Annotated in this window: 11 protein-coding genes and 1 pseudogene; 6 read left to right on the top strand and 6 right to left on the bottom strand. The window is 70.7% G+C overall.

Translation table 11 applies throughout. The features are described from left to right. Nucleotides 1–442 precede the first annotated feature (442 nt). The 3 genes from O3X23_RS40490 to O3X23_RS40480 all read left to right on the top strand — a co-directional run bounded on the left by O3X23_RS40490 (nucleotide 443) and on the right by O3X23_RS40480 (nucleotide 3,776). Entirely contained in the window at nucleotides 443–865 is a 423-nt protein-coding gene (locus tag O3X23_RS40490) for a hypothetical protein (RefSeq protein WP_269279178.1), read from the top strand. A gap of 1,375 nt (nucleotides 866–2,240) precedes the next feature. Beyond that, a complete protein-coding gene (locus O3X23_RS40485) occupies nucleotides 2,241–3,023 on the top strand; it encodes a hypothetical protein (RefSeq protein WP_269279175.1) in 783 nt (260 codons plus the stop codon). A gap of 15 nt (nucleotides 3,024–3,038) precedes the next feature. Continuing rightward, on the top strand, nucleotides 3,039–3,776 hold the full coding sequence (locus O3X23_RS40480; protein WP_331284010.1) for a class F sortase: 738 nt from the start codon (nucleotides 3,039–3,041) through the stop codon (nucleotides 3,774–3,776). A 274-nt stretch (nucleotides 3,777–4,050) separates the two neighbouring features. Here O3X23_RS40480 and O3X23_RS40475 read toward each other — a convergent pair whose 3' ends face one another. The 6 genes and pseudogenes from O3X23_RS40475 to O3X23_RS40450 form a co-directional block, all read right to left on the bottom strand. Continuing rightward, nucleotides 4,051–5,430 (bottom strand): glycosyltransferase family 87 protein, encoded by a 1,380-nt coding sequence (locus O3X23_RS40475; protein ID WP_269279172.1) that lies wholly within the window; start codon nucleotides 5,428–5,430, stop codon nucleotides 4,051–4,053. 226 nt (nucleotides 5,431–5,656) lie between these two features. Continuing rightward, on the bottom strand, nucleotides 5,657–6,340 hold the full coding sequence (locus O3X23_RS40470; protein ID WP_269279168.1) for a methyltransferase domain-containing protein: 684 nt from the start codon (nucleotides 6,338–6,340) through the stop codon (nucleotides 5,657–5,659). Beyond that, on the bottom strand, nucleotides 6,337–7,017 hold the full coding sequence (locus O3X23_RS40465; protein WP_269279165.1) for a TIGR04282 family arsenosugar biosynthesis glycosyltransferase: 681 nt from the start codon (nucleotides 7,015–7,017) through the stop codon (nucleotides 6,337–6,339). Before O3X23_RS40465 ends, O3X23_RS40470 begins: the two co-directional genes overlap by 4 nt. Then, nucleotides 7,014–7,730, bottom strand: coding sequence for a glycosyltransferase family 2 protein (locus tag O3X23_RS40460; RefSeq protein WP_443048124.1), 717 nt, complete (start codon nucleotides 7,728–7,730; stop codon nucleotides 7,014–7,016). Before O3X23_RS40460 ends, O3X23_RS40465 begins: the two co-directional genes overlap by 4 nt. A gap of 322 nt (nucleotides 7,731–8,052) precedes the next feature. Continuing rightward, nucleotides 8,053–8,580 (bottom strand): hypothetical protein, encoded by a 528-nt coding sequence (locus O3X23_RS40455; protein WP_269279159.1) that lies wholly within the window; start codon nucleotides 8,578–8,580, stop codon nucleotides 8,053–8,055. Further along, a pseudogene (locus O3X23_RS40450) lies at nucleotides 8,577–9,323 on the bottom strand (molybdopterin-dependent oxidoreductase); the annotation flags it as partial. The pseudogene O3X23_RS40450 and the gene O3X23_RS40455, both read right to left, overlap by 4 nt. A gap of 117 nt (nucleotides 9,324–9,440) precedes the next feature. Here O3X23_RS40450 and O3X23_RS40445 point away from each other — a divergent pair. The 3 genes from O3X23_RS40445 (at nucleotide 9,441) to O3X23_RS40435 (ending at nucleotide 12,174) form a co-directional block, all read left to right on the top strand. Next, nucleotides 9,441–9,806 (top strand): hypothetical protein, encoded by a 366-nt coding sequence (locus O3X23_RS40445; protein ID WP_269279156.1) that lies wholly within the window; start codon nucleotides 9,441–9,443, stop codon nucleotides 9,804–9,806. Between the two features lie 234 nt (nucleotides 9,807–10,040). Then, nucleotides 10,041–11,105, top strand: coding sequence for an IS110 family transposase (locus O3X23_RS40440; RefSeq protein ID WP_269279153.1), 1,065 nt, complete (start codon nucleotides 10,041–10,043; stop codon nucleotides 11,103–11,105). Nucleotides 11,106–11,559: 454 nt separating this feature from the next. Next, on the top strand, nucleotides 11,560–12,174 hold the full coding sequence (locus tag O3X23_RS40435) for a flavodoxin family protein (RefSeq protein WP_269279150.1): 615 nt from the start codon (nucleotides 11,560–11,562) through the stop codon (nucleotides 12,172–12,174). The last annotated feature ends 533 nt before the right edge of the window (nucleotides 12,175–12,707 follow it).

Raw genomic sequence — 12,707 nt, 5'->3', positions numbered from 1 at the left:
GTCTGACAGTCCCACGCGGTAGCGGTCTGCCCGGCGGCGCGCGGCGCTGCTTGATCTTCACACCTCAAGAACCCGCGCGGCCACCGTCATGTCACGGCCGCTCGCGATCAATCGCGGGGCAGACCGTAACCCCGTCTGCTTGGGCTGTGCTCTCTGGAAGGCGCATCCGTGGAACTCGTGGAACCTACCGGCGGGCGTCACGAAGGGCCCCACGAAGCGGAGCCGGACATCGGCCGGAGCTCACCGAGGCCGAGAACACCGACCACTGCCTATGGACCTACTCGGCCCAACGAGGCGTACGGGCGTTCCCAAGATGCCTCCGCCGGGACCCGATCGGGGGATACCGTGACCGCCTACGGCCACGACGCGTTGACTACACAAGATCGGCATCCAGGTCGGTCCTCGGCCCGCGACATCGGACACACTTCGAAGAAGGACGGTTATGTGGTCCAGTCGGCAAGCAGACTTCGCAGCGGAACGCGCGGCCGGCGTGCAGGCTGCGGTCGGGGCGGCGGTGGCGTGTGCGCTGTGCCCGCTGGTCACGGCTGAGAAAGGCGCCGAGATCCTGGCCAAGGCGGCCGAGCAGCCCAGCTGGACCGCGGGCACGGCTGCGGCTCGGGCCCGTGCGGCGGCGCTGGCCGGTGACCCGGCCTGGCGTCAGAGCGCCCTTGAGTGGATCACCGCCTACTGGAGCGACCACGGCCACGGACCGACCTGGGGGAAGTTCCGGCACGAAGAGACGCTCTGGTCCCCGGACACCACCACGACCGTCCGCCGTATCGCCGTCCAACTCTTGGTGAACGGCGGCCACCTCACCGGGACGAGGATCCCGTTCGGCCTGCGCGTCCGCGAGGTCCCCGCGTAAAAGTGCCGCGATGGGCTGCACTGGCCCTGCTCCGCGGCGACTCCGCGCGCACGTACAGCGGTCCAGGGCGTCCCCTGTCCTGGTGCTGGGCAGCGCGTCCGTACAAGCGCGGTGCCTCCTCCGCCGTTACCACGGTGAGCAGCCAGCACCGGCCGTCCGGCGCCCCGGCCCGTGACCACTTAGCATTGCCCAGCCCACGCTGAGGTCGCGCGTGGCCCGCCGGACCGCAACTCATCAACCTCCAGCAGCCCACCGGGTCCTCGCGATCTCGTCCCGGCTGACACGATGCTGCGCCACGTCTCCCTTGTCGGGATGGGCGCTACCTCGCTCTATCGCCCCGCCCGTCAGGTCATGACGCGCGCCCGTAGCACTGGGGCACATGATGGTGCTTGGGCCCTTGGCTTCGCCGGTGGGTCCCACTCGGGCTGCGCTGGCGCAGCCGCTTGTGCCGCAGACCCCTGGACCTGATGCCCCAGCCGCTCCAGCCCCCGTCTACGTACGTGCCCACCCTCGGCAATCGAAGTACGGCATTCGGAAGAGGTGACGGGTTGCGCACGCGCCTCTTTCTCGGCACGTCAGCGGCCTACCGCAACTTCCTCGACCCGGCCTGCGCAACTGGCGGGCTTCCTACCAGGGGCAACTCCGAGCGCCCGGTCGCCGCACCCCCCTGCTACGACTCGATCGGCCTGTTCCGCTACGGCCAGACTGTCTCCAATACCGCCCGCAGCTGCCCCGCGCCGGGCGACGCCAGCGAGCCCCACTCGTGACCCCGGGACCTGCCAAGCTACGCCTTACAGCCCCCGACCCCGGTGGCGCTTGCCTCTTCGTGAACTGTCCTCCTGGTTCTCGCTCACCGTGCGGACGATGACGCGATGCACAGGCGGGACGTGCGGTCAAAGCGGCTGAGAGCTCGTAATTCGGCTTGTTCATCGTCCTGATGACCATCGTCGCCAGCCCGTGGACAGACATTTACACGGGCGGATGGCGCGCTGCGTTGACGGCAACGCCATTGGTGGCCCCCCGGGGTCTCTTCCGCGCTGCGGACCCGCAGCGAACTGCTCGCGTCCCGCGGCGACCGAGAGCCCGCGCGCCGGGTAATAGCCGGATCGGGCCCGCCGGGCGGCGGTCGAGCGTGCTGGTCAGGATGCCGAGCGGCTAACCGATGAGGGGGCGGCGCTGCGAGGCAAGTTTGCGGAAATGACGATATGACCAATCCGGGCGCACCGCTGGCACGAATCCCTGCTGTGGGTCGGCTTCCACACCGTTCCGGAGCGGTCGGATGTGCTGTCTTCGGGAGGAGTTGCCGGCTCGCGTGCGATTCCGTAGCAGTGGCCGTGGAAGGCACTGGCGGTCCATCATCGAGGAGGATTCCATCGTGAAGGCCAAGCGCACCGCACGTCTCGTCGCCCTGACCGTGATCCCGATATCGTTCGCCCTGGGTGTGGCGGGTACCGCCGGGGCAGCGTCGGGCAAGACCTACCAGGTGACGTTGGAGCAGCTCAACCAGACCGGTGCACATGGAACGGCGATGCTGACGCTGGATGGCACGGCGTTGACGGTGAAGATCGAGACTGACGGTCTGGTTCCCAACTCGCCGCACGCGCAGCATCTGCACGGTTCGACGGACGGGCATGACTTCCACTGCCCGAACGCGTCCGCGGACAAGAACAAGGACGGCGTCGTCACCACTAGTGAGGGCATGCCCGTCTACGGCGATATCAACATCTCGCTGACCACCAAGGGCGATACCACCAAGGCCAGTGCCCTGGCTGTGGACCGGATGCCGATCGCGGACAGCAAGGGTCACCTGTCCTACGAGCGCACCATCACCGTCTCGCAGGCAGTCGTCGAGCACATCAAGGATCTCCACGTGGTCCAGCACGGCATCGACACCAACAACAACGGGAAGTACGACTTCAACAAGGGCAAGAGCGAACTGGACCCCAAGCTTCCCCAGGAGGCCACCGCGCCCGCTGACTGCGGCATGATCCAGGGCGCAGCCGTGGGCTCGGTCCCGGTGGGCGGTGTGGAGACCGGCTCGGGCAGCACCGCCGGTGTGGAATCACCGCAACTGCTCGGCGCCGGAGGTCTCGCCCTGGTCGGAGCGGCCGGAGCGCTCGTGGTCGCGCGCAGGCGCACCGTGCGCCAGGGACGTTGAGCGGGAGCCCCGGCGATGCGTGAAACCCCGCACGGCAAGGAGGAGCCGGGCCGCGACCTTGGCAGACAATCCGGGCGGATGTACGGACGCCGGTCGCTATTGATCGGCTCGGGCGTGCTCGCTGTCGCGGCGGTGGGTCTGATCGCGGTGGGCCTGGCCCGCCAGGAACCCGCCCCGCCCCAGGCCGACCGCGCTCTGCCGGTATCCGCGCCGCAACCCAGCGGGCAGAATGGCGGCGGGGACCACAGCGCCCATACAGGTCACACCATGACCCAGGCCCCGCTGCGCGGCACGATCCTCAAAGCGTCGACACCCGAGCGCATCACCATCCCCGAGCTCAACGTCGACTCCGCACTGGAGAGCCTGGGGCTCGATGCCCACCGCGCGATGCAAACACCGCGCGACCCGGACAAGGCAGGATGGTTCACCCCGGGCCCGACCCCGGGCGAACTCGGCCCCTCGGTCATCGCCGGACACGTCACCTGGAATCAGGCCCCGGGCGTCTTCTTCAAACTCGGCGCCATGAAGAAGGGCCAAACCATCAACGTGACGCGACAGGACGGCACCACGGCCGTGTTCACCGTGGAGCGCATCGCGCGCTACCCCAAAGACAAGTTCCCCACCGTCGAGGTATACGGCAACCTCGACCACGCCGGACTCCGACTGATCACCTGCGGCGGCAACTACTCCACCGCAGACCATCACTACACGGACAACGTCGTGGTCTACGCCTCCTTGACCTCCACCCGCTGACCCTTCAAAGGGGCCACGACCACGCGCTGAGGGCGCCCCCGACCGTTGGGGGCGTCCCTCAGTGCTATTGCCCGATCAGCTGGGCGTCAGGGGGGCGCCTGACCGAGGAGTGCTACGTGGTTACGTAAAAGTATCGAGCCGGCGTATCGGATTCCCGTGCCCGCGTGCGGCTCCCGCAGCGGGCGGGCGGTGGTGCCGCAGCGAAGGCCCAAGCGTTTGAGCACGGTCCTTGCGCCAGAGCACCCATCCGGCCTGGGGGCCCGAGGCCCGCGGGTCAGGAGATTGACAGGGTGGCCTCGCGGTCCGGGGCGGTGCGTTCGGGTTGGTTGCGGTGACGGTGTGCTCTCAGGAGTGTTCCGGTGAGGACCGCCACCGCGGCGGCGCCGTAGGACCAGGGTTGGAGTAGTTCGCTGGGAAGTGCCATGGCTGTGCCGATGTAGAGCACGGTGCCCGCGAGGGGGACGGCGAACCATTCCCAGCGGCCGTCGAGCGCGACCAGGGCGACCAGCAGCAGGGCGTACCAGTAGTAGGAGGGCGAGGTCAGGAGCAGCGTGGTGCCGGTGATGAGCAGCGCACTGCTCCACGGCCGGTCGGGGTCGCCGCGGCGCATGACGTAGAGGGCGGTCAGCGCGATCAGGACCACGGCGAGGGGGGCGGCGACGCTGTCGGGCAGGAACAGCCGCAGCAGCGCGAACCGGCGGACGCTGCCGGTCTCGTACCCCTCCTCCTGCAGATAGCCGGGCAGGTAGCCGAGGACGCCGAGGCCGGAGGTCAGGACGTACGGCAGATAGGCGAGCGCGATCACCAGGACGGCGGGCAGCAGGACGCGCGCAGTGTCGCGCGGGCCCCGGCGGGCGAGAGCTCCGGGCAGGACGATCGCGGGCAGCAGTTTGACGGCGATGGCCGCGCCGAGCAGCGCGCCGCGGCGCGGCAGGACGGACGTGCCGAGCGCGAGCACGGTCAGCAGTACGCCGAGCGTGTCGACGTGCGCGTCGTTGACGGCCGCGAAGGACACCGCGGGACACCAGGCCCACAGTGCCGCGCGCCGTGGATCGCCGCGCCTGCGCAGCACGAGGAGCAGGGCGGCGCTGGTGCCAACGGCCAGCAGCGCGCCCGCGATCTGGGTTGGCTTGTGGCGGGCACCGTCGGGCGACAGGGCGTGGACGGCGAGGAACCAGCCCTCCGCCACCGGCGGATAGATGGTATTCACCCCGGGGCGGTTCATCAGCGTGCAGAACCCGCCGCCGAGCGGGTGCAGGCCGGGGGGGACGCAGGTTTGGCCGGGCGGGAAGAGCCAGCGGTCGCGGAGCCCAGCCAGCTCCGGTGCGGCGGGCGGATGGGCGTACGGGGAGATGCCTGCGGCCTGGACCCGGCCGTCCCATACGTAGCGGTACATGTCGCTGCTGGTGCGCGGTGGTCCGCTCAGCGCCGCCAGGGACAGGGCGGCGCTGCCGGCGAGGACCAGGACCACCGCGCAGCGCACGGGCACCTTCCGGACGGCCCACACGGCCGCGGCGAACAGCACCCAGGCGGCCGCGTACCAGTACAGCAGGTGGCGCGGCCGCGCCTCGGAACCTCCTGAACGGATGGTGACGGCGACGACGGCGGTCAGCGCGGCGACGAGGACTGAGGTGCATACGGTGCGGACTCCCACACCGTCCACCGTGGCAGGAGCGGTGCCTGGAGGGGCTCGCGACGGGGCCGGTTGTCCGCAATCCGTAAGGAGTGACCATCGCCATGGATCTGATCGGTGGTGTCGCGAAGGGGATCGTCAACTGTCGTCAATACGGCGCACAGCTTGGTCGGGCAACGGTGCGGGCAGACTTGTGTACGGCCTCTGTTGCAGATTCGGCGAGCGTTCAGTCGTCGTGGGTGCCCAGTCAGCGGTGTCGCAGCTCCACGAAGTGCCGGCCGCCCACGGTCCACTCGTCGACCGCCGTCCAGCCCGTGCTGTCGGCGGCGGACCGCAGCGCGGCCGTTCCCAGCCGCGCCCAGGGGAAGTCGCGGCCGTGCCGGCCCCGGCCGTCCTCAACCCGTACGGTGAACCGCTCGTCGACGTCGTAGGCGGCCGCCTCGACGAGCAGCCGGCCGCCGGGGGCAACGAGTTCACCGACCCGGGTGAGCAGCGCCCGCGGGTCGCCGCCGATGCCGACGTTGCCGTCGATCAGCAGGGCCGTGCCCCAGCGGCCCTCGGCGGGGAGCCGGTCGAAGACCGACCGGCACAGCACCGCTCCGCCGCTGTCCCGGGTGCGGGCCACGGCCGCCGGGCTGACGTCCACGCCGAGCGCCGGCACCCCGGTGGCCGCGATCGCCGCCACCAGGCGGCCGGGCCCGCAGCCGATGTCGAGCACCGGGCCGCGCCGGCACCGGTACAGCAGCGCGGTGTCGGCGGCGTCCGGCGCCGCGCACCAGCGCTCCACGTCTAGGGGCAGCAGCCAGCCGTCGGCCCGGCGCAGGAAGAGCGGACCGTGCCCGGAGCGGATGGCGTGCGCGTACGGGTCGTCGATCCAGGGCGTGGCGGCACCGGGCAGGAGGAGCGCGAGATTGGTGTCAAAGGCAGTCACCGAACCCACCCGGCGCTGGCGTCCTGCGGTACATCAGCAACTGCCCGCAGTGCGGCGGCGAAGCGTGAACCGGGCGCGCGGGCGGCGACCTCGGCGGCGTCGGCGGCGGTGTCCACGTCGCGCAGCGGCGGCAGGTCGCGGACGCACAGCCCGGCGTCGGTGAGCCGGCGGCGCTGGATCGCGCCCGTGCGGTCCGTCGACATCGGCACCCCGGGGAAGAGCGAAGGGTCCGGCTCGGCAAGGCCCACCGCCCAGAATCCGCCGTCCTCCGCAGGGCCGAACCACGCGTCGCAGCCCAGCCAGGCGTCGGGACACACCGCCGGCTCCAGCAGGGCCGGGGTGAGTTGCGGGGTGTCCATGCCGACCAGCAGGGTGGGCCCGGCGCAGTCGGCGAACGCGGCCGCCAGCCGTTCGTCCAGGCCGCCGGGCGCTTGCGGGAGGACCTCGAAGCCGGGCGGCAGCCACGGGCCGGGCGCGCCGTCGAGGACCAGCACCCGCCGCCGGGCCGGGGATCGCAGCACCGTGTGGAGGGTATCGGCGAGCGCCGCCTCGGCCAGCGCGGCCGCCTGCTGCGGCGAGTACGGCGGGGTGAGCCGCGTTTTGACCCGGCCCGGCACCGGCTCCTTGGCGATCACCAGCAACGTCGTCCCGCCCAGAGGGCTGTGGGGGCCCGTCATCGTGTGGCCGGGGCGGTCCGTTGGTCCCTTGCTGTGACGAGCGGTGGCTGCCGCAGTACGGCGCTCATGTCGCGGACCGCGTGCCAAGTGCCGCGCCAGGTGCCGGTCACCTTGGAGCGGCCGGTCCTGGGGGCGTACGGGACGTCGGTCTCGGCGATGCGCCAGCCCGCGTCGGCCGCGCGGACCAGCATTTCCAGCGGGTAGGCGGTCCGGCGGTCGGTGAGCTCCAGGCCGAGCAGCGCGTCGCGCCGGGCGGCCCGCATCGGGCCGAGGTCGTGCAGCCGCAGGCCGGTGCGGCGGCGGACGAGCCGGGCCAGTTCGAGGTTGGCGAGCCGGGCGTGCGGCGGCCAGGCGCCCCGGGTGGTGAGCCTGCGGCGGCCGAGCACCAGGTCGAGATCACCCCGCAGCACCGGGTCCGCGACGGCCGGCAGCAGGGCGGGGTCGAGCGAGGCGTCGCAGTCGCAGAAGCAGACGACGTCGGCGGTCGCGGCGAGCAGCCCGGCGTGGCACGCGGCGCCGAAGCCCCGCACCGGTGCGCTGACCACGGTCGCCCCCAGGGAGGCGGCCAGGTCCGCGGAGCCGTCGGTCGAGCCGTTGTCGACCACGATCGCCCGCCATCCGGACGGAACGCGCTCCAGCACCCAGGGCAGGGCGCCGGCCTCATCCAGGCACGGCAGTACGACGTCGACGGGCGGTGTCGGTGGGTTGGTCACGCACTTCACTCTACGAAGCACAGACCGACACTCCGGGCATTGATCCTTACGAAACGCGGACGCTCAGCTCTGCTGCGACCTGTGAGCGCCGCACCCGACTCCGCGCGGGGATGCGGTTGGACGCCGGGGCCCTCGATCAGTGGCCTCCTGGGAAGACGAGGACACATATCCATGACGCGCAGCCGTGCCCACGCGCCTGACCGGTCACCTCCGGCATGAGCGGCGTGCCCGTTGTGATGGTGACGCTCGAGGTGATCGGGCTTACCAGATCCTGCCGAAGCAACTGTTGATCGCACCGCGCTACATGTTGTTGGCCCTGGAGCTACTGGTGCCGCGGACCTGACGATTTGCCGGATTCCTCTGTACGCGGGGGTGGCTGGGTGGTTGGGGTGCGGTGGCGCCACATGGTGGTGATCATGCAGAGGGCTGAGATGGAGAAGAGCGTGGCGGTGATGAGCAGCCAGCGGCCGAGGAACACGTCGGACGGCAGTGCGGTGGCCAGGTGGTAGCCGGGGACCTTGCCGAGGATCAGGGGGTAGAAGGTGATCAGCAAGAGCAGGGCGACGAAGGCCGGTACGCGCAGGTAGTTGATCCACGGCTTTCGTGCCCGGTGGTGCTTCCCGGAGGCGGGGCGGGAGCGAAGGAGGGCTTGCGTTGCGCGGTCGGTGATGGTGTAGAGGGGGAGCAGTACCAGGTCGTGGACGAGGGCGGCGCCCACGAACCAGATCACGATGCGGAGTGTGTCGCCTTTGAGCAGCTGCATCCCGGCGTATGCGGTGAGGGCGAAGGAGCACAGGACGAGCAGCAGGTGCAGGGGGGAGGCGCCGTAGCGGGCGCGGACGCTTTTCACAGCGTGCTCCCGAAGGTGAGGCGGGTGACCCATTTGGTGTTGTGCACGCCGGGGTTGGCAGGGACGATGATGCGGGCGGGGTATCCGTGGTCCGGGGTGAGATCGGCGCCGTTGACCCGCAGCGCCAGCAGCGACCGGGAGTCGCGGACCTGATTGTCTCGCAGCACCGTGGAGCGGAACGCTCCGCCGCGCTGCACGGATTCCACCGCGACGCCCGGCGGGCTGTCGTGCAGGCCGACGAGGGCGGCGAGGTCGGCGAGGCGCACTCCGGACCATGCCTGGTCATCGGTGGACCATCCCTCTACGCACGCGATCGGCAGCCAGGCTCCGTGCTGCGGCAACGCCAGGACCTGGGCCCGGGTGAGGACAATCTGACGGGTGCCCGCGCGCACGGTCAGCCGCCACTGCGGCCCGATGTCACGCGCCCGGATGCCGACATCGCCCGCCGTCTTGTTGATCTGGAAGCCGCCCGGACCCGAGCCCGGGTCCGGGCCGCCATGCGGGGCCAGCAGTGCGACGCGGCGCAGTGGCCCGCCGATGCTCTGCCCGGCCGTGACGACCAGCAGGGCGGCGGATCCGAGTCCCACCATGCCCAGCGCACCGCGTCGCGACATCGTTGGCGGGGCCGGCCGCGGTGAGACCAGACCCGTCTCATCGGCGGGTTCGGGTTCGGTCCGCTCCAGCGGGGTGCGCAGTTCGGTGCGCAGCCGGCGGCTGCGCAGGGCGCGGACCATCGCTGGAATAATGACCGTATGTCGTCACCATTGCCGCACGGCGGTAGCGACTCCTTACGACTTCGCGACATCGGCCCGCGAAGTACGTCGCGCCTCACAGGCCGCTGGTCGCCTGAAGGCATAGAGGTGGTTCTCCGACAGGGTCGGGCCGGGGCGGCGGACGGTGCCAAACGCAATCAGCACCAACACCGCTCCGGGAACTCCGGCGACCGGGGGAAGTCCGGTGCCACCGGCGGGAACCGGGCCGGGAACATCGTCATCCTCACCAGTGGCGACCAGTACGGCCGCGGCGACGGTTGGTACGAGCACAACTCGAACCAGGGCACGGCCGGGCCCGCTACGTCCCGGAACTCCGGTCGCACCCGTTGCACCGGAAGCACGGGCAACGTCGCGAACCAATTGCTGACCACAGGTGGCAACGGCGCCCAGACCGGCGATCCGGAATACGCCAGCACGATCGGTCGCGTGCACACCACCGGACACGCCGCCTGACAGTGAGGATTAGCCATGGCATCGCCCGGAGGTCTGACTCTCCGCCTGACTGACGCTTCGGTTGTCCTCTTGGGGAATCGTCGACCTGTCGGGCGATGCCGTCTGGCGCGTGGCCGGTCGGGCTTCCGTGACTTCATAGGAGCCCGGCCAAAGGTCCCATCACTGTCTTGTCCGTCTGCCCGACCGGCTCGCGCCCTCCCACCGTTGAGCGTTGGAAGGGCAGCACACACCAGCATGGCAGACGAGATATCAGTGGTCGGCGGGATCGACACCCACACCGACCTCCATCAGGCCGCGGTCATCGACAGCATCGGCCGGCACCTGGCCACCGAACGGTTTGAGACCACGCCGGAGGGATACCGGCAGCTGCTGGACTGGCTCCGGTCCCACGGCGAGGTCCTCGCCGTGGGAATCGAGGGAACCGGCGCCTACGGCGCCGAGATCGCACGGTTCCTCACCGCGAACGAGGTCACGGTGGTCGAGGTGGACCGGCCGGACCGCAAGGCGAGGCGGGACAACGGCAAATCCGACCCGATCGACGCCTACGGGGCCGCGACCGCGGTCCTGTCCGGCCGGGCCGGAGGAACACTCAAGACACGCAACGGGATCGTGGAGGCGATCCGCGCCCTGCGGGTCGTCCGCAAGAGCGCGGTCAAGGCCCGTACCCAGACCATCAACCAGATCCGCACCCTCATCGTCACCGCTCCCTCCGAGGTGCGGGACAAGCTGCGGGGACTGTCCGCACGAGATCTGATCGACACCCTGGCCCGCTCGCGTCCGGCCGGTGAACTCGACGATCCCGCCCGCGCGGTCAAGACCGCCCTGCGGCGGCTCGCCCGCCGCTACCAAGCACTCGACGAGGAGATCAAAGAGGCGGACAAGGAGATCGGACCGCTGGTCACCAAGGCGGCCCTGAGACTCATCGCGCTGCCGGGCCTCGGCCCCGAAACCGCCGGCCAGCTGCTGACGAGCGCGGGCGATAACCCCGACCGGCTCCGCTCCGAAGCAGCCTTCGCTCACCTCTGCGGGGCCGCACCCGTCCCGGCCTCCTCCGGCCGCACCAACCGCCACCGCCTCAACCGCGGCGGCGATCGCCAGGCCAACAACGCCCTCCACACCATCGTCCTGGTCCGCATGAAGTACGACCAACGCACCCGGGACTACGTCGCCCGCCGCACCGCCGAAGGCATGACCAAGAAGGACGTCATCCGCTGCCTGAGACGGTTCGTCGCCCGCGAGATCTACCGACACCTACCCCACATGATCCACACCGCCAAACCGCTCCCACAGACCGCTTGACGATCTATTAGGAGCTTCCCTTTCGCCGGTGAACACACCCCTGGCAACGCCCAGACACGCGGTATGACAGGACCGGATCTCCCGCTGAGAGAGGGGGATCCGGTCCTCGCGCGCACCCGCAGGCATGAGCCCCCGCGACACCGGGTCCTGCCGCGAGCCGCGATACACAGCGGAACCCGCCGTAACGCGCCTACATCCTGAAGGAACGAGACCCCGGCACCTGCGGGCACACCCGTACTCCCAGCACCCGCCGCGCTACCTGGACGGCGGCGGCCGGAGGCAGCCGCCGCCCGGCCGGTGTCCTGGTTGGATCCGCCTGTCATCTGGTCTTACCACCCGACCATCCCGCGCTGGTGCGAGCACAGGGGCGGCGCGCCGGCCCCGGATTGCGCCAGCCGGCCCCTTCATCCCGATCGGCAGGTATCGCAGGCCGTGGACGGGTAGACGGAACCGCATGGAATCAACGCCCGTGAAGGCCCTGGCCCTGGTTTGCAGCCTCAATCCCTCTCCCGCCCGCTCCAGCTCCCAGTTGCTCGCCGAGCAGGTGATGGCCGCGCTGGGCGAGCACGGTGTGCGGGGTGAGGTGATCCGGGTCGCCGACCACGACGTCCGCCCCGGCGTGCAGGTCGACATGGGCGACGGTGACGCGTGGCCCGGCATCCGCGAGAAGATCCTGGCGGCCGACATCCTGGTGCTGTCGACCCCGATCTGGCTCGGCCACCCGAGCAGCATCGCGCAGCGCGTGCTGGAACGGCTCGACGCCGAGCTGTCGGAGACCGACGACGAGGGCCGGCTCCTGACCTACGGCAAGGTCGCGGCCGTGTGTGTCGTCGGCAACGAGGACGGCGCGCACAAGGTCAGCGCCGACCTCTTCCAGGGCCTCAACGACGTCGGTTTCTCCCTGGCGCCCGGCGCCGTGGCCTACTGGGTGGGCGAAGCCATGCAGGGCACCGACTACCAGGACCTCGACAAGACCCCCGACGCCGTGGCCTCGGCCATGAAGACCCTCGCCGCGAACAGCGCGCACTTGGCCTACCACCTGCGCACCACCCCCTACCCGGCGACCTGAAGGCGCCGGACCCGGCCGGCAGGCGCGCGCTGCGCAACCGGGCTGGAGACGGGCCCGCGGTGCGCCGGGGCCCGCTCCGAACGCCGTCGCCGGCGCCGTCCGGCTGTGCTGCCGGACGGCGCCGACTTCACGATCAAACTCCCGATATACGGGGTGAGTGGGTCAGCTTGGACGCTAAGGGCGTGAGTGTGATCCGGCGCGGCGGAATGGGCCGTCGGACGCAACGGCAGGCCGGGCACGAGACGTGGTCGCCGCGTACGGCAGAACGCGCCCGACTGTCTCCTAGCCGAAGCGGGCCGGGCGCGCCTGCGTGCGGCCGGCGACGGCCGCGTTCCCGGTGCCGTGGGCCGGAGCAGCCATGTCACGGGCACCAGGCGGGGGAAGGTGGTCGTGCGTGGGCGCGACCACCTTGAAATCATCGTGCACCGTGCTGCCGCGGTCGCCCGGCCGACACCCCGACACATCAGCCGGACCGCTCCCCGACGGGCCCCCCGAACGGGCGGGGACGGGCCGGGGCGTCCTTGATCGCGGCA

The sequence above is a fragment of the Streptomyces sp. H39-S7 genome, from assembly GCF_027158205.1.
GTDB lineage: Bacteria > Actinomycetota > Actinomycetes > Streptomycetales > Streptomycetaceae > Actinacidiphila.
The sequence above is the reverse complement of the archived record's forward strand: the minus strand, read 5'-3'. Positions and strand labels throughout refer to the sequence as shown.